Source organism: Actinomadura sp. 1N219, assembly GCF_044326405.1.
Taxonomy (GTDB): Bacteria; Actinomycetota; Actinomycetes; order Streptosporangiales; family Streptosporangiaceae; genus Spirillospora.
Map to the genome: position 1 here is coordinate 148766 of NZ_JBIRAY010000015.1, position 19959 is coordinate 168724.

The 19959-nt window shown below is 70.4% G+C and carries 16 protein-coding genes and 1 tRNA gene; 5 read left to right on the forward strand and 12 right to left on the reverse strand.

What is annotated here, in order from left to right; genetic code table 11:
* Positions 1–6 precede the first annotated feature (6 nt).
* On the reverse strand, positions 7–858 hold the full coding sequence (locus ACH35V_RS35405) for a hypothetical protein (RefSeq protein ID WP_395979225.1): 852 nt from the start codon (positions 856–858) through the stop codon (positions 7–9).
* Positions 859–992: 134 nt separating this feature from the next.
* Here ACH35V_RS35405 and hisN point away from each other — a divergent pair, with 134 nt between their 5' ends.
* The 3 genes from hisN (at position 993) to lhgO (ending at position 3321) form a co-directional block, all read left to right on the forward strand.
* Positions 993–1796, forward strand: coding sequence for a histidinol-phosphatase (gene hisN, locus ACH35V_RS35410; RefSeq protein WP_395979226.1), 804 nt, complete (start codon positions 993–995; stop codon positions 1794–1796).
* A gap of 123 nt (positions 1797–1919) precedes the next feature.
* Positions 1920–2111: a hypothetical protein gene (locus ACH35V_RS35415; RefSeq protein WP_131963353.1), complete on the forward strand. Its 192-nt coding sequence runs from the start codon at positions 1920–1922 to the stop codon at positions 2109–2111.
* Between the two features lie 22 nt (positions 2112–2133).
* Positions 2134–3321 (forward strand): L-2-hydroxyglutarate oxidase, encoded by a 1188-nt coding sequence (gene lhgO, locus ACH35V_RS35420; RefSeq protein WP_395979227.1) that lies wholly within the window; start codon positions 2134–2136, stop codon positions 3319–3321.
* Positions 3322–3325: 4 nt separating this feature from the next.
* On the opposite strand, the gene ACH35V_RS35425 is transcribed toward lhgO, so the two are convergent.
* From ACH35V_RS35425 to ACH35V_RS35460, 8 genes are all read right to left on the reverse strand, one after another.
* Complete coding sequence (locus tag ACH35V_RS35425) at positions 3326–4774, reverse strand: carboxylesterase/lipase family protein (RefSeq protein ID WP_395979228.1); 1449 nt, start codon at positions 4772–4774, stop codon at positions 3326–3328.
* Between the two features lie 91 nt (positions 4775–4865).
* Positions 4866–5669: an SDR family oxidoreductase gene (locus tag ACH35V_RS35430; protein ID WP_395979229.1), complete on the reverse strand. Its 804-nt coding sequence runs from the start codon at positions 5667–5669 to the stop codon at positions 4866–4868.
* Complete coding sequence (locus tag ACH35V_RS35435) at positions 5669–7024, reverse strand: cytochrome P450 (RefSeq protein WP_395979230.1); 1356 nt, start codon at positions 7022–7024, stop codon at positions 5669–5671. Before ACH35V_RS35435 ends, ACH35V_RS35430 begins: the two co-directional genes overlap by 1 nt.
* Positions 7025–7129: 105 nt before the next feature.
* On the reverse strand, positions 7130–10084 hold the full coding sequence (locus ACH35V_RS35440) for an AMP-binding protein (RefSeq protein ID WP_395979231.1): 2955 nt from the start codon (positions 10082–10084) through the stop codon (positions 7130–7132).
* Between the two features lie 74 nt (positions 10085–10158).
* Positions 10159–11808: an AMP-binding protein gene (locus tag ACH35V_RS35445; protein ID WP_395979232.1), complete on the reverse strand. Its 1650-nt coding sequence runs from the start codon at positions 11806–11808 to the stop codon at positions 10159–10161.
* A gap of 92 nt (positions 11809–11900) precedes the next feature.
* A complete protein-coding gene (locus ACH35V_RS35450) occupies positions 11901–12254 on the reverse strand; it encodes a DUF3054 domain-containing protein (RefSeq protein ID WP_395979233.1) in 354 nt (117 codons plus the stop codon).
* Positions 12255–12442: 188 nt separating this feature from the next.
* Positions 12443–12516, reverse strand: a tRNA-Met gene (locus ACH35V_RS35455).
* A complete protein-coding gene (locus ACH35V_RS35460) occupies positions 12494–13192 on the reverse strand; it encodes a TetR/AcrR family transcriptional regulator (protein ID WP_395979234.1) in 699 nt (232 codons plus the stop codon). Before ACH35V_RS35460 ends, ACH35V_RS35455 begins: the two co-directional genes overlap by 23 nt.
* Before the next feature lie 57 nt (positions 13193–13249).
* Between ACH35V_RS35460 and ACH35V_RS35465 the strand changes: the two genes are divergently transcribed.
* Positions 13250–14458: a cytochrome P450 gene (locus ACH35V_RS35465; RefSeq protein ID WP_395979235.1), complete on the forward strand. Its 1209-nt coding sequence runs from the start codon at positions 13250–13252 to the stop codon at positions 14456–14458.
* On the opposite strand, the gene pruA is transcribed toward ACH35V_RS35465, so the two are convergent.
* Together pruA and ACH35V_RS35475 are read right to left on the reverse strand one after the other, a co-directional pair.
* Complete coding sequence (gene pruA, locus ACH35V_RS35470; protein ID WP_395979236.1) at positions 14455–16086, reverse strand: L-glutamate gamma-semialdehyde dehydrogenase; 1632 nt, start codon at positions 16084–16086, stop codon at positions 14455–14457. The two genes, ACH35V_RS35465 and pruA, sit on opposite strands and share 4 nt — an antisense overlap.
* Before the next feature lie 16 nt (positions 16087–16102).
* Entirely contained in the window at positions 16103–17011 is a 909-nt protein-coding gene (locus tag ACH35V_RS35475) for a proline dehydrogenase family protein (RefSeq protein ID WP_395979237.1), read from the reverse strand.
* A 117-nt stretch (positions 17012–17128) separates the two neighbouring features.
* Here ACH35V_RS35475 and ACH35V_RS35480 point away from each other — a divergent pair, with 117 nt between their 5' ends.
* A complete protein-coding gene (locus ACH35V_RS35480) occupies positions 17129–18229 on the forward strand; it encodes a PucR family transcriptional regulator (RefSeq protein ID WP_395979238.1) in 1101 nt (366 codons plus the stop codon).
* On the opposite strand, the gene ACH35V_RS35485 is transcribed toward ACH35V_RS35480, so the two are convergent.
* Positions 18230–19804 (reverse strand): acyl-CoA synthetase, encoded by a 1575-nt coding sequence (locus ACH35V_RS35485; RefSeq protein WP_395979239.1) that lies wholly within the window; start codon positions 19802–19804, stop codon positions 18230–18232.
* Positions 19805–19959: the final 155 nt, after the last annotated feature.

Sequence of the window (19959 nt, forward strand, 5' to 3'; positions counted from 1 at the left end):
GACCCGTCAGCCGCTCGACGGCTCCTCGAACAGGCTGCGCGCCCTGGCCTCGGCCTCGTTCAGCGCCTTGACGTGCTCGGGCGCGAGTTCCTCCACGCAGCGGGTCATCTCCTCGGTGACCCAGCTGAACGCGCTCTCCTCCGCGCCGCGCAGCGCCGCCCGCACGCTCGCGGAGCGGGCGCCGAGCGCGGCCCACTCCAGCTCCAGCCGCGCGACGGCCTCGTCGAACGCGCGGGCCGTCTCGGCTCCGGCGTCCTTCAGCTCGTCCGGGACCGGTCCCCGTCCCGCCTTGCGGGCCTGGCCGGACAGCGTCGAGATGCGGCCCGCCAGCGCCAGCCCCTCCCGGGCCAGCGGCAGGACCTCGTGGATCAGGTCGGTGACCGCCTTCGCCAGCTCCTCGACGCGGGTCAGCAGCGTCTGCGTCGCGGCCTCCAGCGCCGTGGACGTGCGCTCGGCGACCCGTTCGGCGACGTCCTGCTGCCGCTTGGACAGCACCGGGACGATGTCACGGTCCAGCTTGCGGCGCACCTCGCGCTCCCGCGCGCCGCGCTCGGCGGGCCCGGCTCGTCCGGCCCAGTCGGCCACGACGCGCTCGATGCGCTCCTCCCCGGACGCGGCGATCTCCGCCGTGATCTCCTCCATGGCCTCGCCCACGCGGGCCTTCAGCCGTTCCACGCGCCCGTAGAGGGCCTCGCGCTTGAACGGGTCGTTGAGCTCGTTGAGCTGCGCCTGCAGACGGCGGGACACGTCGATCGCGTGCTCGGCCAGCGGGACGAGGCGGTCGGCGAGCTCGTCGAGCGTCTCGGCCCGGCGCGGGTCGGTCAGCTCGGCCACCCATGCGGGAAGGTCGTGCGCCATGGGGCCATGCTGCCATCACCAGGGCCGCGATACCGCCGGTAACGTCCCGGCGCGCCCCAGCCGGACGACCGAAAAGCCGGAACGGCCGGGTAAGTGTGTCTGGACGGGGCGTGATCAGGGTAGCGTTGCACGCCGTGGCGGGCTATTCCGATGACCTGCGTCTCGCTCATGTGCTGGCGGACGGGGCCGACGACATCACGTCCAGGCGTTTCCGTGCCCTCGATCTCGGCGTCGAGACCAAGCCGGACCTGACGCCGGTCAGCGACGCCGACCGCAGCGTCGAGGAGCAGATCCGCGGCACGCTGAAGCGGGCCCGCCCGCGCGACGCGGTGCTCGGGGAGGAGTACGGCCGGACCGGGTTCGGGAACCGCTGCTGGATCATCGACCCGATCGACGCGACGAAGAACTTCGTCCGGGGCGTCCCGGTGTGGGCCACGCTGATCGCGCTGATGGAGAACGAGGAGATCGTCGTCGGGGTCGTGTCGGCGCCCGCGCTGCAGCGGCGCTGGTGGGCGGCGCGCGGCGGCGGCTCGTGGACGGGCCGCAGCCTGACCCGCGCGTCCCGGATGACCGTGTCGTCGGTGACGTCGATGGCGGACGCGTCCCTGTCGTTCTCCAGCCTCAGCGGCTGGGAGGAGCAGGGCCGCCTCAGCCGGTTCATCGACCTGACCCGCGAGGTGTGGCGGACGCGGGCGTTCGGCGACTTCTGGTCGCACATGATGGTCGCGGAGGGCGCGATCGACATCTCCGCCGAGCCGGAGGTGTCGCTGTGGGATCTCGCCGCGCTCCAGGTCATCGTGGAGGAGGCGGGCGGGATGTTCACCGACCTGTCGGGCGTGCCGGGCCCGGACGGCGGCAGCGTCGTCTGCACGAACGGCAAGCTGCACGCCGAGGTCCTGCGCACGCTCGGCGGCGGCCAGCTCTCCCTGCGCATCTGAGCCCCTTGCGGGAATGACCCGGCTCGGATCATGGTTCCATCGGGCGCACTCGCGACATATCGTGGAACAGCGGTCGCGGGGCGGCCGTTGTCCATATAGGCGGCCCGTCTACGGAGGTACCGGATGTCGACCCAGACCAAGTTCGTGATCGGCGGCGTCGTCGTCGGCCTGCTGACCCTGTTCATCTTCCCCTGGTGGCTGACCGCGCTGATCATCCTCGGCGTCCTCGGGGCGCCGGTCGCCGGCTACCTGATGCTGGACCCGTCCCAGCGCAAGCGCGTCCGCGCGCAGGGCCGCAAGCGCCTGGGGAGCTGAGCCCTCCCGCTAGGGTGCGGGTGTGGCGGAGGTGCGGGTCGGCGTCGTGGGCGCGGGAATCCTCGGGCTGGCGATCGCCCGCCGCCTGGCGGAGACGCGCCCGGACGTGAAGGTCACGGTCCTCGACAAGGAGGACCGTGTCGCCGCGCACCAGACGGGCCGCAACAGCGGCGTCGCCCACGCGGGCCTGTACTACGCGCCGGGTTCCCTGAAGGCGACCCTGTGCCGGCGCGGCATCGGTCTGCTCAAGGAATATTGCACTGACCGGAATCTCCCCTACGAGGAGTGCGGCAAGGTCGTCGTGGCGCGCGACGCCGCGGAGACGGCCGCCCTGGACGAGATCGAGCGCCGCGCGACCGCCAACGGCGTCCCGGGCCTGCGGCGGCTGACGGGCCCCGAACTACGCGAGATCGAGCCGCACGCCGCCGGGGTCGCCGCGCTCCACTCCCCCACCACCGCGATCGTCGACTTCCCGGCGGTGGCGCGCGCGTTCGCCAACGACGTCGTGAAGGCGGGCGGCGAGGTCAGGCCCGGCTTCGAGGTCGTCCGGCTGGGACGCTCAGGCGAGCGTGTCACGGTCGCCTCACCGGACGCGGAACTGGCCTTCGACCGGCTGGTGGTGTGCGCGGGCCTGCACTCAGACCGGGTCGCCCGCCTGGCGGGCGACTCTCCCGAACCGGCGATCGTCCCGTTCCGGGGCGAGTACTACCGGCTGGTCCCGTCCCGGACGGATCTCGTCCGCGGGCTGATCTATCCCGTGCCCGACCCGCGCTACCCGTTCCTCGGCGTGCACTTCACACGCCGCGTGGACGGCGGGGTGGACATCGGCCCGAACGCCGTCCTGGCCCTGGCAAGGGAGGGGTACCGGTGGCGCGACGTCCGTCCGGCGGACGTGTGGGAGACCGTCCGCTGGCCCGGTTTCCGCCGCCTGGCCCGCCAGCACTGGCGGACGGGCGCGAAAGAACTCTACGGATCGGCGCTGAAACGGGCGTTCGTCGCCGAGGCGCGGAGCTTCGTCCCCGAACTGACCGCGGCGGACGTCGTCGCCGCGCCCGCAGGCGTCCGGGCGCAGGCCGTCGACCCCGACGGCTCCCTCGTGGACGACTTCCGCATCGGACGCGTCGGCCCGGTGGTGACCGTCCGGAATGCCCCGTCTCCGGCCGCGACGTCCTCTCTCGCGATCGCGGAGCACGTCACCGGCGGGTTCTGAGGGCCTAGTCCCAGAGCTTGCGGTCGTCGCCGTGAGGGTCGTGGACGACGTCGTCCCCCGGGGCGTCGAACGTCTTGACGGCGCGGGCGGACGGGTCGAACCGCGCCCAGCCGGGGTCGCCGTGCACGGCGAAGTCGACCCAGGCGCGGTGCATCCGGTCGGCGAGCCCCTGCGGCGGGTTCGGCCCGGCGAGGCCCTCGGGGTCGCCGGTGAGGTTGTCGAACACGAAGCCGAGCTCCAGCGCGTGGCAGGCGCCGAGGTCGTGGTTGGGCGACCGCCAGGCGAACTCGTACATCCAGGTCCGGCCGCCGGACAGGGCGTGCGCGGCGGCGGCCCGGTCGGCCGGGATGCGGAACATGCCGTCGGTGATGATCGCCGCCATCAGCTCGCCCGGCGTCATCGCGGGATGGTGGTCGCGGTACCCGGCGGGCACCCCGGGCGGGAGGCCCATGCCCGCCGCGACGAGGCCGATCAGGTCCTCGGTGAACTCGGCGGCGAGCCCGGACGGCATCAGGAAGAACCGGAACTCCTCGGACGTGTAGCCCATGAGCAGGTCCACGTCGCGTCCGGCGCCGTCCGCGATGGCGTCCTCGGGCCGCTGACGCAGCAGGTCGCCGTCCAGGACCGGGATGAGCGACATCCCGCTGGCGGCGGTGGTCGCGCCCCACCGGCCGGGGTCGGGCAGCGCGGTGACCTCGGTCGCGACCGCCGACTGGACGGGCAGGATCGCGGCCGGCTCCAGCGCCGCGAACCCCTGGGCGGTCGGCTCCACGCCGAGCCGCGCGGCCATCTCCCGGGTGACGAGCATGGCGTCTTCCGGGTCCTGCGCGACGGCGCCCGCGCCGCTCTGCGCGATCGCGCGGCCGAAGAGCCCGAGGTCGAGGGAGAGCAGGGTGGTGACGCTCATCGCCCCGGCCGACTCGCCGAACACGGTGACGCGGTCCGGGTCGCCGCCGAACGCCGCGATGTCGGCGCGGACCCACTCCAGCGCGGCGACCTGGTCGCGCAGGCCCCGGTTCGGCGGCGCGCCGGGCAGATGGGCGAAGCCCTCCACGCCGAGCCGGTAGTTGATCGTCACGCAGACGACGCCGTCGCGGGCGAAGTTGTGGCCGTCGTAGACGGGCAGCGCGCCCGACCCGTTGCGGAACGCGCCGCCGTGGATCCACACCATGACCGGCAGGCCGGACCCGCCGGGCGTCCAGACGTTCAGGTTGAGGCAGTCGTCGCCGGGGATGTCGGGGTCGTCCAGGAGGCGGACGTAGGGGTGCGGGTAGCCGGGCTTGGGCGCGGTCGGGCCATACTCGACGGCGTCGCGTATCCCGTCCCATGGCTCCGGGGGGCGCGGCGGCTGGAAGCGGTTCGGCCCGAACGGCGGCGCGGCATAGGGGATGCCGAGAAACGCGGTGATGCCGTCCCGCGTCGCACCGCGGACTTTTCCATAGGTCGTCTGCACGACCGTTCCCCGTCGCATGCGACCCCCCGGTTCTAGAACGAAGTTCGACCCGGAGAGCCTACGGGACGCGGACGCGTGCGGACGCGCCCCGCTACGTCCGGATGCGGGCGTCGTAGGCCTTCCGCGCGTCCGGATCGAAGTCGAGGAAGATCCGGTCAAGCCCGTAGCGGCGCGCGATGGCCTGCCTGACCCGGTCCGGGAGCAGCGCGCCGAGCCTGACCTGCCGGGCGAGCTTCGCCGGGACGACGACCTGCGGCCGCGGCCGCCCGATCAGCTCCACCACGGCGGCGGCGATGTCCTCGGGCTCGCAGTTCTTCATGCCCTTGGGGCTGCGCGTCCCGGCGACCAGCTCGGTGTTGGTGAACGTCGGCAGGACGGCGCTGACGTGGACGCCCCGGTCCTGCACCTCCAGCCGCGTCGCCTCGGTGAACGCGACGACGGCGGCCTTGCTGGCGTTGTAGAGCGCCAGGCCGGGCGTGAACGTGACGCCGGCCAGCGACGCCATGTTGATGACGTGCCCCCCGCCGCGCGGCAGCATCCGGTCAAGGGCGAGCTTGGTGCCGAGCATCACGCCGTGCACGTTGATGTCGACACAGCGGCGGGCGTCGGCGTCGCTCTCGTCCGTGACCGGCCCGATCGGCATGATCCCGGCGTTGTTGACCACCATGTCGAGCGGCCCGGCGGCCTCCTCGGCGCGGTCGAGGAACGCGGCGAACGACTCGCGGGACGTCACGTCCACGACGAGGCCGGTCACGCCGAGCGACTCCGCCGCCTCCGCGACGGCCGCCTCGTCGATGTCGCCGATGACGACCACGGCTCCCTTGGCCTTCAGCGCGCGGGCGGTGGCGAGCCCGATGCCGCGCGCGGCCCCGGTGATCGCGACGACTTTGCTCATCAGCACGGCTCCAGACGGTCGAGGCGGACGGGAAGGCCGTCCTTCGGCGACGGCAGGGATGTGGTGTCCAGGGGCAGCTCGTACCGTCCCGGGACGCTCCAGCGGTATCTCAGCAGCACCTGGTGCAGGATCGACTTCACCTGCATCCCGGCGAAGTACATCCCGATGCACTTGTGCGCGCCGCCGCCGAACGGCGACCACGCGTACTTGTGGACCTTGTCCTCGCGGCGCTCCGCCGAGAATCGCCCCGGGTCGAACGTGTCCGGGTCGGGCCACCAGTCGGCCATGCGGTGGTTGCTGAGCATCGGGACGACGACGATCGTCCCGGCGGGGATGTGGAAGCCGAGCACGGAGGTGTCCTTGACGACCTTGCGCGGCAGCGCCGGGACGGGCGCGATCAGCCGCAGCGACTCCTTCATCACCAGGTCCATGCCGGTGAGGGCGTCCAGGTCGGCGTAGTCGAGTTCGGCCTTGCCGAGCGCGAGGGACTCGTCCCGGAGCCGCTCCTGCCATTCGGGGAACTTGGCGAGGTAGTACGCCATCGACGTCAGCGTGATGGTCGTCGTGTCGTGCGCGGCCATCAGCGCGAAGATCATGTGGTTGACGACGTCCTCGTCGGTGAACCGCTGCCCGTCGTCGGACTCGGCCGCGCAGAGCGCGGCGAACAGGTCGTCGCCGCCGTCGCGGCGCTTGGCGGGCAGATGCCGGTAGAAGAACTCCTCCAGCACTTTGCGGGCTCGCAGGCCGCGGTGCCAGCGCAGCCCGGGGACGGGGAAGCGCACGTACGCCGTCCCGGCCCGGACGGCGTCGATGAACGCGCCGTTGACCCGCGCGCGCTCGGCGTCCCCCAGCTCGACGCCCATGAACACGTCCGCGGCGAGGTCGAGCGTGAGCTGCTTGACGTGGTCGTACACCTTGAAGGCGTCGCCCGGCCGCCACTCCTCGACGCCCTTGACGATGCCGGGCGCCATCGCGTCCATGTAGGCGCGCAGGCGCGGGCGGGTGAACGCCTGCTGCATGATGCGCCGGTGGTGCAGATGCTCCTCGAAGTCCAGGAGCATGATGCCGCGGTTGAAGAACGGCCCGATGTAGTAGCTCCACGCGGGCCCGCTCGCGAACGCCTTGTCGCGGTTGACCAGGATGACCTCGGCGCCCTCCGGCCCGTGGACGGTGACCGTCCGCTGCCCGAGCAGCCATCCCCAGGAGACCTGCCCGTGCTCGGCGTACCGCTTGCGGGCCGTCCCGATCGGGTTCCGCATCACGGCGATGGTGCTGCCGATGTACGGGACGCCTCCCACCCCGGGGACCGCCTTCAGTCCGCTGCCCGCCGGCGGCGGCGCGAGGACGTTCGTCATGACCCCTCCGGACGCGTGCGACAGATGATGCTCTCTGTCGCTTCGTTGTAACGTAGCGAATGCCAGTAAGTCCAGACTTATCGCTCGTGACTTGTGACTCCCCGGTCACCGCGCCTCGCGGGCCGCCGGCGCCTTGAGCAGCCGCCTGCGGGCCGCGTCCGTCAGCGGCCGGTAGGCACCCGCCTTGTCCCGGTAATAGGCCATGCCCTCCCCTGCGGAAGGGACGCCTTCTTCGCGCAGCGGCGCCGTCCGCAGCCGTCCCCCGGGCGTGACGGGCACCTCGTCCACGACCCGGACGATCGCGGGCCGCAGCCCCGGCTCCACCCGCAGCAGCGCCTCCGAGAGATCCAGCGGCTTCAATTCAGCGACGTCCCGCAGGCTGACCGCGGCAGCCGCCAATTCCGTCTCCCCCACCGGAATCCCATAGACGGCGACGGTGTCGACATAGGGCAGATCGCCGAGCGCGTCCCGAATCGGGCCCGGCGGGACGATCCCCTCCGCCGTCCGGATCAGCTCGGCCTCCCGTCCGGCCAGCCAGAAGTCTCCGTCCGCGTCCCGGCGGAAGAGGTCACCGGTGATCGTCCAGGCGTCCTCCGGCGCGAACACGCCCCGCACGCACCGCCCCGCCGTCCCGACGGCGGAGAGCCGCACGCGCGCGAGCAGCATCCCGATCTCCCCCGGCTCGCACTCGACGGCCAACCCGTCCGGGCCAACGTCCAGGCGCCCGTTCTCCAGGTCGTACCTGGCGAGGCGCACCTCGGCGCTGCCGGGCAGGGGCCGTCCCAGCGACCCTGGCTTCTTGCCGCTCAGGTTGACCAGGACCGACTCGCCCTCCGTCGAGGCGTAGAACTCCAGCACCCGCGCGGGCGCGAACCGGTCCTCCACCCGCCGCCACAGCCCGCGCGGCATGCCCGACCCGATGAACAGCCGCACGGCATGATGCCGCTCCGCCGGATCGGGCGGCGCCTCGACCAGGTCACGCAGCAGCATCCACGTATAGGACGCGACGGTCACGCCGTAACGGCGCGCCTCGTCCCAGAAGGTCTCCGGGTCGTACGCACTGGCAAGAGCCAGCCGAGCACCCCCCGCAACAGCGCCACCGAGGCTCATCAACAACGCGGACGGATGATGGATCGGCGTGATGCTGTACACGGTGTCGGACGGCGACAGCGCCGCGGACGACGCCGTCCCGAACGCCGACAGCGCCCACCGCCGGTTGGTGATCCGGTGCGCGCGGAGCAGCTCCCCCTCGCCCCTGAACACGACGAACGCGAGGTCACCGGCCCGTCCAGGGTTCGCCCGGAACCACCCCGGCACCTCGACGAGCTCCGGATCGATGGTCTCCATGTCCATGAGCGACCCGCGCTCACCACGCCCCGCACCGCCCAGCAGATACGCCTCGACACCCTCCATCCCGTCCACCCGGGCCGCATGCTCCGGATCGACGATCACCCGGCCCACCCGGCTCAGCCGCGCCTCGGCCGCCGGGTCGCCGTCAGGCCGAAGCAGCACCGCGACAGCGCCCAGCCGGCTCAACGCCGCCACAAGCGCGAGCGCAGTGGGCCGCGTGCCCATCAGCACACCGACCGAGTCGCCCCGCCGCACCCCTATGTGGATCAGCCCGCGGACAACAGCGTCGACACGACTCTTGGCCGCGTCATGCGTATAAGGCCGCCCCTTGTACAGAAAGAAAACTTCATCGGGCATCCGCTGGGCCTGCTCGTCCAGGAGCAGCCCCATGGACATGCGGGTGTCCGACTGGATGCGCTCCAGCCGCGCCAGCCGGGGCAGGTTCTGCGCCGCCTCGCCGCCGAGCTGCCGCGTCCCGTGAATCGCCCGCGAGGCCGTCCGGTAGGCAGACCGCGCCGCGCTGCCGCCGACACCCATCACGAGCTGAAGCCCATATCCAGCCGAACCCCCCGGCAGCCCGGCAGGCTCAGCCTCCTCATCACCGGCGACGGGCGCGACGATCTCCGGAAGCCCGCCCTCACCGGCCCGCCATTTCGCCCATTCCGCCACGGCCGGCCAGGTCCGCGCGATCGCGAGGCTCCCGACGACGAGCCCGAAATGCCCGGCGCGCAGGGACGCCTCGTACACCTGGGCGCGCGGCGCGGCCCGCCGGATCCCGCGCACCATCGGCGGCGGCGCGATCTCGTCCACCTCCCCGACGAACGTCAGCACCGGGCAGGTGATGTCGGCGAGCGTGACGAGCCGGTCCCCGATGACGAACCCGCCGGTCAGCATGCGGTTGTGCTGGACGAACTGCCGGACGAACTCCGCCAGCGCGGGCCCGGGCCACGACACCCACCCCTCCCGCTCCAGGAACCGCCGCTGCCGCTCCCTCGGCGCGAGCCGCTCCCGGTCGTGCAGCTGCAGGATGAAATCGACCCGCGACCGCACCGACTTCACCGGGCTCAGCATCTGGAATCCGAGCCGCGTCACCCACCCCGGAACCGCGAACCCGCCGAGCACCCAGTCGGGCACCCGTCCCACACCTTCGGACGCGAGCCACCCAGGCAACCCGAACGGAAGCGCGACGCTCGTATCGGTCGGACTGCCGAAAGTCACTACCGACTCGATGCCCTCACTGCGCCGGTACGCCGCTGCCTGGTAGACGAACATTCCGCCCTGCGAATACCCGGCAAGGTGGACGTCCCGCCCGGTGGCCTTCCGGACCCGATCCACCGCGTCACTGACGGCCAGCACATGATCGGTGATGGTCCGCTCAAGCCCCCCAGGCTCCCGCTCGGGCGCCCCGAAGTCGACGACCCAAGGATCGACGCCATGATCCCGCAGCACCCGGACGGCGCTGACCCGCGAGGAGATGTCGTACACCTCCGCGGTGATCATCAGCGGCGGGACGAGCAGCATCACCGGCCCGTCCCCGCCGTCCGGGAAGTAGTGCCGCAGCCGGTACACCCGCTGCTCGGTCACCACCTCGAACGGAGAGGCGTCCTCGTCGGTGTCGAACCCGCCGAACCGGGCGACCTCCAGGGCGTTCTGGGCGGTGGACCCCAGGCGTGCGCCCAGGCGGAACAGCGTCTTCGCAACAGCCGGCATCGTCGACCTCTCACGGCGTCAACGGCCATCGTGTCCTGTTGTCACCGGCATTAGCAATCCGGTGATCTCGCCGATCAGGAGGGGACGACACGCGCTCCGTCCATCTGCCCCGCCCGCAGCCGCTCCCACATGTACCTGCGGCGCGGCTTGCCGCTGGACGTCCGGTGGATCAGCCCCGTGCCCACCACGATCGTCAGCTCCACGTCGCCGCCGAGCCTCCGGCGCAGCATCTCGCGGATGTCGCCCGTCCACGACTCGTCCTGCGTCTCGGCGAACAGCGCGAGCCCCTTGCGTCCGGCGCCGGGCACGCCCACCACAACGATGCGCCCCTTCCCGAGCCCGCTCGCCTCGGCGATCTTCGCCTCAAGGTCCTCGACGTACACGGACCGCCCGCGAACCTTGATGCTGTCGCCCATCCGCCCGAGGACGAACAGCTGCCCGGAGTGGAAGAACCCGGCGTCCCCGGTGAAGACTTTCCCGTCCGCGAACCGGGTCGACTTCCCCTCGGCCCCCGCGTAATACCCCGGACAGGCAGAAGGGCCTCCCACAACAATCTCCCCGAGCAGCTCTTCTCCCAGCTCTCGCCCGTCGTCGTCCACGATCGCCACGGGCACGCCCGCCTCCGGCGTGCCGCACCCGACGACCCACCCGGCCTTCGCACCGCGCGACTCCGCCCCGAGCGTGTGCTCCTCCAGAATCCGGACGGGCTCCCCGAAGGAGAGACCCTCGGGATCGGGCCGCACCGCCAGCGGGTCGCGGCGCTCCGCGTCCATCGTGACCAGCAAGGTCGTCTCGGCCATCCCGAAGGCGGGCTTGAACGCGGACCGCGAGAACCCGAACGGCTCCACGAGCTGCGCGAACACCTCCAGCGCGTGCGGGTCGATGGGCTCGGCGCCGACGATCGCCGTCCGCCACCCGGACAGGTCGACCCCCTCCAGCTGCTCCGGCTTGACCCGCCGCGCGCAATAGGAATAGGCGAACGGCGGCGCCGCGGTATGCGCGGCCTCCCCGAAGCACCGAATCCACCGCGCGGGATCCCGGATGAAGTGATCGGGCCGCATGAGTCTCAGCGTGGCCTGCCGCGCGATAGGCGTCAGGAAGCACCCGATCAGCCCCATGTCGTGGTACAGCGGCAGCCACGACGCAACCGAGTCGTCATCCGCGAACCCAGCCGCCCGCGCAATCAACTCGGTATTAGCTTGGAGATTCTCCCAAGTGACCATCACCCCACGGGGAGCCCCGCTCGACCCCGACGTGAACTGCAGCAAGGCCAGCTCCCCGGCCGGCTGCACCGCCGCCGCCTCGCCCGCCTGCCGCGGCTGCCACGGCTCCCCGCTCAGCCCCGCCTGGTCCATGGCGCGCGCGGCGTAGTCGTTCAGGTCCTTGGACGCGATGACGAGCGCGGGCGCCGCCTGCCGCAGGATCGCCGCGACATGCGCCACGTAGTCGTCCCCGTCCTGGAACAACGGCGGCGTGATCAGGCAGACAGTCGCCCCGGCGGCCCACACCCCGAAATACGTCTCAATACACGTGTAGTCAGTAGGCAGGACGACGCAGACCACATCACCGGGCCGCACACCCTCTTCGATCAGCGCCCCGGCCGTGCGTCGCGCGGCGGACGCCAGCTCACCGTACCCGCGGTACTCCCAGCCGTCGTCGGTAGCCAGGTGAACGCCGCGTCCGGTGTTCGGCTCGTCCAGCCAGTCGCGCAGCGCAGATGCCATCCGTGTCCCTTTCACCGACGTGACTCGCCGGTAACTTCATCAGGGACGCCCCGCCACCGTCAATCGCGCCGATCAGCAAAGAGACCGCCCGGTCATTTGGAGACGTCCCACAAGGCCGCCACCCCGCGCCACCCGAGCAGCACCACCCCGAGGAACAAGGACGCCACCCCCACGAACACGACCGCAGTCCCCTGCCCGGAGACCCCTCGCAACACCATCCCCAAGCCCAAGGTAGTCACCCAAACAACAACCCCAACAGGCCAAACCCCTTCAGGCCGCCGCCAGCCCCGACAAAGAACCCACCCAACGCCAACCCCAACAAGAAACGGCCAAGCAGCCTCAACAAACCCGGAGACGCCGTCCCCTTCATCATGCGTAGCCCGTCCAATCGCAACGAAGACGAGCACCCCCACAACATCAAGCCCTGCCGCAGCCACCTTCCGCATAAACGCAGGCTAGCGCCCCACACACAACGACCACCGACACATCACTCAGCGGAGAAGCCGAGCCCGCACGGACCCAGTTTGCCCAGCCAGGGAAGGGGGCCCGGGGCTCCGGGGGGTCGTCCCCCCGGGAAAAGGCGAAAGGTCCGCGGGGAAGGCGCAAAGCGCCGACCACACGGACCCCGGACCAGTAGCGGGGGCAGGATTTGAACCTGCGACCTCTGGGTTATGAGCCCAGCGAGCTACCGAACTGCTCCACCCCGCGGTGATGGGTTAACTGTATGGGGCGGGGGGTGGTTGCGCAAACTGGTTTGCGGTGGTGGTGGGGCTTGGAGTGCGGCGGTGAGCATGGTGGTGAGGTCGGTGGCGAAGGTGTTGTGGTCGAGGAGGGTGTGGTGGGGGGTGGCGGGGTCGAGGCGGCCGGTGCGGTCGGCGAGGGCGGTGGTGAGGAAGGCGATGGCGATGGCGATGCGTTCGAGGGCGAGGGGTTCGGGGAGGGCGGCGCGGCAGGCGGTTTCGAGGAGCTGGAGTTGGCGGGCGAGGGCGGTGCCCTGAAGCAGGGCCGGGGGATGGTGGTCGCGGATTCCGGCGCGTCCGGCGAGTTGGGCGGTGATGCGGAGGAAGTCGCGGCCTTGTTCGGTGTGGAGTTCGCCGGCGGTGGGGTGGACGATGGCGGCGACGATGGCGGGGAGGTCGTGGGGGTCGTCGAGGGCGGGGAGGGTGGCGGCGCGGGCGGGTTCCATGCGGGTGATGCCGGCGCGGAGGATGGCTTCGAGGAGGCCGGTGCGGGAGCCGAAGTGGTAGGTGATGGCGGAGTCGTTGCCTTGTCCGGCGGTGGTGACGATGTCGCGGGTGCGGGCGGCGTCGATGCCGTCGGCGGCGAAGTGGTGGGCGCCGGCGCGCAGGAGGCGTTCGCGGGTGGCTCTTGCGTCTTTCGGCACGCCGGTGATACTAACAGGGGGCGTTAATAACGGTGGCCGTTACAACCGGAGACCCTCATGACGGACGTCTACGACCCGTTCGATCCCGGATTCCAGGCCAACCCCTATCCCGCGTACCGGCGACTCCGCGACGAGGAGCCTGTTCATCGGCATGACGATCCGCCGTTCTGGGCGCTGTCGAGGTTCGAGGACATCTGGGCGGCGACGCGGGACGCCGGGACGTTCTCGTCCGCCCAGGGCCTGACGTTCTATCCGGACGAGATCGGCACGCTGGGCCTGGCCCCGACGATCGTGATGCTGGACCCGCCGCGGCACACCGTCCTGCGGCGTCTGGTCAGCCACGCGTTCACGCCACGCCGGATCGCCGCCCTGGAGGACCTTCTACGCGAATTCGCCCAGTCGAGGATCAGGCTCATGGAGCGTAAGGCGGCAGACGGCGAAACACCCGACATGCACCGGGATTTCGCGTCGCCGCTGCCGACGTTCGCGCTGGCGCGGCTGCTGGGCGTCCCGGAGGCGGACCGGGCGCGGTTCGACCCGTGGGTGTCCGCGCTGACGACCTTGCAGGACGACGGTTTCCACCTGAAGGCGATGAAGGGCGGGGCGGTCGACGCGGTGGCCGAGATGTTCGGCTACTTCACCGAGGTGATCGCCGCGCGCCGTGCCGACCCGTCCGACGACCTGGTCAGCGCCCTGACCGCGGCCGAGGTGGACGGGGAGCGCCTGACCGACTGGGACGTCCTCGGGTTCTGCTTCGTCATGGTCGCGGGCGGCAACGACACGACCGGGAACCTGATCTCGCACGGGGTGGCCCTGCTGGACGGCGACCACGCGCAGCGCGAGCGCCTCGCCGCCGACCGGTCGCTCGTCCCGAACGCGCTGATGGAGTTCCTGCGGCTGGAGGGTTCGGTGCAGGCGCTGGCCCGGACGACGACGCGCCCGGTGACGCTCCACGGCACGGAGATCCCGGAAGGCGAGAAGGTGATGATGCTGTTCGGCGCGGCGAACCGGGATGAGCGCGAGTTCGGCCCGTCCGCAGACGATCTGGATATCACCCGGGAGATCCCGCGCCATCTGGGCTTCTCCAGCGGAGTGCATTTCTGCATCGGCTCGCATCTGGCCAAGCTGCAAGCGCGCGTCGCCCTGGAAGAACTGCTCCACGCACACCCGAACGTAGGCGTAGACCTAGAGAACGCCACACGCATCGCGTCCCCGTTCACGCGTGGCTGGGCATCGCTCCCAGCCACGGGCATAACGGCCGCTTAGCCCATGTGCGGGTACCGGTAGTCGGTCGGCGGGACGAACGTCTCCTTGATGGAGCGCGGCGACGTCCAGCGCAGCAGGTTGAACACGGACCCGGCCTTGTCATTGGTGCCGGACGCGCGCGCGCCGCCGAACGGCTGCTGCCCTACGACCGCCCCAGTGGGTTTGTCGTTGATGTAGAAGTTGCCGGCCGCGTACCGGAGCACCTCGGCGGTGTGCGCCGCGGCGGCCCGGTCGTCCGCGACGACGGCGCCGGTCAGGGCGTACGGGGCGACGGACTCCATCTGCGCGAGCATCTCCTCGTACCGGTCGTCGTCGTACACGTGCAGGCCGAGAATCGGCCCGAAGTACTCGGTGCGGAAGATGTCGTTCTCGGGGTCGCCGGACACCAGCACGGTCGGCCGGACGAAATACCCGACCGAGTCGTCATATGTCCCCCCGGCGACGATCTCGACGTCGGGGTCGGCCTGGGCGCGCTCGATGGCCGCCTTGTTCTTGGCGAAGGCCCGCTCGTCGATGAGAGCGCCCATGAAGTTGGACAGGTCGGCGACGTCCCCCATGGTGAGCCCGTCGACCTCGGCGATCAGCGCGTCCTTGAGCCCGCCGTCCCAGATCGACCGCGGGACGTACGCGCGCGACGCCGCCGAGCACTTCTGCCCCTGATACTCGAACGCGCCGCGCACCAACACCGTCTTCAGGACGGCCGGGTCGGCGGACGGATGCGCCACCACGAAGTCCTTGCCGCCGGTCTCGCCGACGAGACGCGGGTAGCCGCGGAACGTGTCGAGATTGGCCCCGACCGTCTTCCACAGGTGCTTGAAAGTGGCGGTGGACCCGGTGAAATGAATCCCCGCGAGATCAGGATGCTGCAGCGCGACGTCCGAAACAGCGAGTCCATCGCCCGTCACGAGGTTGATGACACCGGGCGGCAGCCCGGCCTCCTCCAGCAGCCTCATGAGCAAAACAGCTGAATACGTCTGCGTCGGCGACGGCTTCCACACGACCACGTTGCCCATCAGCGCAGGCGCGGTCGGCAGGTTCGCGGCGATCGCGGTGAAGTTGAACGGGGTGATCGCGTAGACGAACCCCTCCAGCGGACGGTGGTCGGACCGGTTCCACACCCCCGGGCTGCTGATCGGCTGCTCGGCGAGGATCCGCCGCGCGAAGTGCACGTTGAACCGCCAGAAGTCGACCAGCTCGCACGGACTGTCGATCTCCGCCTGCTGGACGGTCTTGGACTGCCCGAGCATCGTCGCCGCCAGCAGCGTCTCCCGCCACGGCCCGGACAGCAGGTCCGCGGCCCGCAGGAAGATCGCGGCCCGGTCGTCGAACGACAGCGCCCGCCAGGCCGGCGCCGCCTCGAGCGCGGCGGCGATCGCGTCTCGCGCGTCGTCCTCGGTCGCGGTCCCGAACGTCCCGAGGACGGACGCGTGCCGGTGCGGCTGGACGACGGCGACCTTCGCGCCCGCCCCCAGCCGGCGCCGCCCGCCGATCGTCATGGGCAGGTCGATCGGCGCCTCCGCGGTCAGCTCGGCGAGCTTCGCTTCGAGCCTGGCCCGCTCGGCGCTGCCCGGGGCGTACCCGCGCACCGGCTCGTTCGCCGGAGTCGGAACGTTGGTCACGGCGTCCATGAAAGGGACCTCCTGGTCAGCGGGATACGAACGAACGTAGGAAGAACACGAGATTGGCGGGCCGCTCGGCCAGGCGCCGCATGAAGTACCCGTACCAGTCGGCCCCGTACGGGACGTACACGCGCATTTGATGGGCTTCGGCGAGCCGCCGCTGCTCGGCCGTCCGGATCCCGTACAGCATCTGGAATTCGTAGGAGGACGGCGACCGCCCGGCGGCCAGCGCCAGCGCGATCTCGATGATCCGCGGGTCATGACTGCCGACCATCGGATATCCGTCGCCGCGCATGAGCATCCGAAGCCCCCGCACATAAGCACGGTCAACATCAGACTTGCTCTGATAGGCCACCGACGCGGGCTCCGCATAAGCGCCCTTGACGAGCCGCACGCGCGACCCGTCCTCGACCAGTTCCCGGAGATCGCCTTCACTGCGCCGCAGCATGGCCTGAATGGCGACGCCGACCCAAGGGAAATCGACGCGCAACTTCCCGAGGATTTCCAGCGTGGAGTCCACGGTCGTGTGGTCCTCCATATCGAGCGTCACGGTCATGCCGACCCGTCCCGCCGCGGCGCAGATGTCCCGCGCGTGGTCGAGCGCGAGGTCCCCGGGAAGCGCCTGCCCCAGAGCCGACAGCTTCACCGAGGCATCCGCACCCCCGGCGAGCCCCTGCTCCGCGAAAGCGGCGAACAGCTCCAGATAGGCGTCCCGCGTGGCTTCGGCCTGCCCCCGGTCCTTCGTGTCCTCCCCCAAATGATCAAGGGTGACCCGCAGGCCTTCGGCCTCAAGCCCCCTGACCGCGCCGAGCGCCGCGTCCAGATCTTCCCCCGCGACGAACCGGTCGACGACACCCCTGGTCAGCGGCATGGACGTGACGAGACCGCGCATCCGCCGGCTGCGCGCGGCGGCGAGGAGCAATGGACTGAGCATCGGACCCTCCAACGACGAGGAACACCCCGCACGTTAGGAGCACCGACCCGGCACCTCGTATAGTCAAACGTAACTTTCAAGAACCCACTTCTTCATACAAACGTACAAGGGACAACGATGGACCTCCAGGAGATCGCAGAACACGCGGCCGACCTCCTCCGCGCCCCCGCGACCCTGGAGGACCGCGACTTCCACCTGGTCGCCTACGCGCCCCACGGCGACACCATCGACCCCGTCCGGATGGAGTCGATCCTGCACCGCCGCGCCACCGACGCCGTCCGCACCCGCTTCGAGCGCCACGGCATCGCCCGCGCCGCCGGCCCCGTCCGCATCCCCGCCGACACCTCGGTCGGCCAGCTCGGCCGCCTCTGCCTGCCCGTCCGCTGGAACAACGTCACCTACGGCTACCTCTGGCTGCTGGACGACCAGGAGCGCATCACCGCCACCCAGGCGGCCCGCGCCATGCCCCTCTGCGAACGCGCCGGCCTCCTCATGGCCCGCCAGGCCAGGGAACGCGACGACCTCGGCTGGAAGGTCGCCGACCTCCTCTCCGCCCACCCCGACGTCCGCACCCAGGCGGCGACAGAACTCACAGAAGCCGCAGCCCCCGAACCACCATTCACGGTCGCCGTCCTACGAACTCCAAGCCCGGAACCACTCAACCCTTGGCTGCTCCCCCACTCCGCCCTGACAACGGTCTGGCAGCGTGACCACATCTTGGTCCTCCCGCAGCCAGCGGCCCGCACAACCATCGACAGAGCCCGCCGCCTCCTTGAGGAACGCAACGCACCCGTCCAGGCAGGCGTCTACTCCCCGTGCCCCACCCTCGACCACGTCCACGAGGGCTGGCTCCGCGCCCGCGTGGCCGCCCGCACCGCCGCGCCCGGCGAGACCCGCGACTGGACGACCCTGGGCGTCCTCCGCCTCCTCCGCACCGCAGGCGACGACTCCCTAACCCAAACAACCCAAACCAAAGGCACCGAGCAACTCCTCCAACACCCCGACCTGGCCGAAACAGCCCGCACCTACCTGGACCTGGCAGGCAACGTCCAGAAGACAGCCCAATCCCTGAACATCCACCGCCAAACCCTCTACCACCGCCTACGCCGCATAGAAGAACTGACGACCTTGACCCTCACCAACGGCCAAGACCGCCTAACCCTCCACCTGGCCCTAACCCTCGCCCCTCACCTAGACCAACCCACAAGGGACACTTGATCAAGAGGCGGCGAGCCCGCCATGCTGTGCGCGAAGCTCCCGCTTCAGAATCTTGCCGCTCGGATTCTTGGGCAACGATTCAGCGAGCACCACATACTTGGGCCGCTTGTACCCGGCCAGCCGCTCCCGCACATGCGCGCTGACATCGTCCTCACTCAACTCGACGCCCGGCTTGGGCACGACGACGGCGGTGACGGCCTCGATCCACCGCGGATGGCTGATGCCGAACACGGCGACCTCCGCAACCCCGCCCAACCCGTAGATCGCCTCTTCGACCTCCCGGCTGGCGACGTTCTCGCCCCCGGTCTTAATCATGTCCTTCTTCCGGTCGACGACGGAGAGGTACCCGTCCTCGGTCATCACTCCGAGATCGCCCGAATGGAACCACCCGCCGCGAAATGCCTCCGCGGTCTTCTCCTCGTCCCGGTAATACCCGAGCGCCGCGTGCGGGCTCCGATGCACGATCTCCCCGACCTCGCCCGCAGAAACAGGGTTCCCATCGTCATCGACGAGCACGGTCTCGACATTGATGGCCGCTTTCCCAGCACTCCCGGCCCGCTCCAACTGCTCATGCGGACGCAGAATGGTCGCGAGCGGCGACATCTCGGTCTGCCCGTAGAAGTTCCACAGCCGCACCTCGGGCAGCCGCCGCAGAAGCTCCCGCAGCACCTCCACCGGCATCGCCGACGCCCCGTAGTACCCCTTGCGCAGGCTGGACAGATCCCGCCTGTCGAAGTCCGGATGGCGCAGCAAGGCGATCCACACGGTAGGCGGACAGAACAGCTTGGTGACCTTCTCCCGCTCGATGGTCTCCAGGAGCACAGCCGGATCGGGCCCAGGCACGATGATGCTGGTCGCCCCGAGATAGACGTCCACCGAGAAGAAGCAGTCAAGCTGCGCGCAGTGATACATCGGCAGCGAATGGACTTCGACGTCGTCCTCGGTCATCCCACCGTCGACAACACAGCTGACGTACTGCGAGATCAGCGAGCGGCTAGACAACATCACGCCTTTGGGCCGCGCCTCAGTCCCCGACGTGTACATGAGCCGCAACGGATCGTCATCCCCGACAAGAACCTCGGGCGCACTATCCGGCCCGGCACTCCACCAGGCACCGACGTCCTCCCACCCAGCCGCAGGAACGCCCCCGGACAACCCAATCCACCCACGCACCCCACCCTCGACCCCCGCAGCGACCAAAGCCTTCTCCGCTGTGGGAACAAGCGCGTCCTCGGCAACGATCCCGGACGCCCCGGAGTGCCCGAGAATGTAGGCGATCTCGTCCGCGTTCAACATGAAGTTGACCGGCACCAGCACCACCCCGAGCTTCGCGGTGGCGAACACCAGCACCGCGTACTCCCAGCAGTTATGGCTGAGCAACGCGACCCGATCCCCTTTGCCGACGCCCCGCTCCACCAACGCATGCGCCGCCCGGTTCACGGCCGTGTCGAACTCCGCAAACGTGACCCGCCGCTCCCCACTGACCACCGCGACCTTGCCCGGATACCGCCGCGCCGTCCGATGCAAAAGATCGCCAACCGAATGCTGCCGCGCACGAGCAACCGCCTGCTCCATAGGACGCCTCCCCAACCAGAACCCCAGGTGAGCCCACCTTTCGCGCGATCATAACCACGCCCACCGTCCCAAAAACCACCCCCAAACGGGGGCACACACGGACGCAATAGACCTTGAGCGGAAGGGGGCCAGGGGCGGAGCCCCGGGGGTGGGCG

Excerpts from the sequence above, each read along its gene's own strand:
- ACH35V_RS35435 (WP_395979230.1), bottom strand. The coding sequence starts at position 7,024 with ATGACGAACGTCCTCGCGCCGCCGCCGGCGGGCAGCGGACTGAAGGCG.
- ACH35V_RS35485 (WP_395979239.1), bottom strand. The coding sequence starts at position 19,804 with ATGGAGCAGGCGGTTGCTCGTGCGCGGCAGCATTCGGTTGGCGATCTT.
- ACH35V_RS35405 (WP_395979225.1), bottom strand. The coding sequence starts at position 858 with ATGGCGCACGACCTTCCCGCATGGGTGGCCGAGCTGACCGACCCGCGC.
- ACH35V_RS35450 (WP_395979233.1), bottom strand. The coding sequence starts at position 12,254 with ATGCGGAAGGTGGCTGCGGCAGGGCTTGATGTTGTGGGGGTGCTCGTC.
- pruA (WP_395979236.1), bottom strand. The coding sequence starts at position 16,086 with ATGGACGCCGTGACCAACGTTCCGACTCCGGCGAACGAGCCGGTGCGC.
- ACH35V_RS35430 (WP_395979229.1), bottom strand. The coding sequence starts at position 5,669 with ATGAGCAAAGTCGTCGCGATCACCGGGGCCGCGCGCGGCATCGGGCTC.
- ACH35V_RS35445 (WP_395979232.1), bottom strand. The coding sequence starts at position 11,808 with ATGGCATCTGCGCTGCGCGACTGGCTGGACGAGCCGAACACCGGACGC.
- ACH35V_RS35415 (WP_131963353.1), top strand. The coding sequence starts at position 1,920 with ATGTCGACCCAGACCAAGTTCGTGATCGGCGGCGTCGTCGTCGGCCTG.
- ACH35V_RS35440 (WP_395979231.1), bottom strand. The coding sequence starts at position 10,084 with ATGCCGGCTGTTGCGAAGACGCTGTTCCGCCTGGGCGCACGCCTGGGG.
- ACH35V_RS35475 (WP_395979237.1), bottom strand. The coding sequence starts at position 17,011 with ATGCTCAGTCCATTGCTCCTCGCCGCCGCGCGCAGCCGGCGGATGCGC.
- ACH35V_RS35480 (WP_395979238.1), top strand. The coding sequence starts at position 17,129 with ATGGACCTCCAGGAGATCGCAGAACACGCGGCCGACCTCCTCCGCGCC.
- ACH35V_RS35465 (WP_395979235.1), top strand. The coding sequence starts at position 13,250 with ATGACGGACGTCTACGACCCGTTCGATCCCGGATTCCAGGCCAACCCC.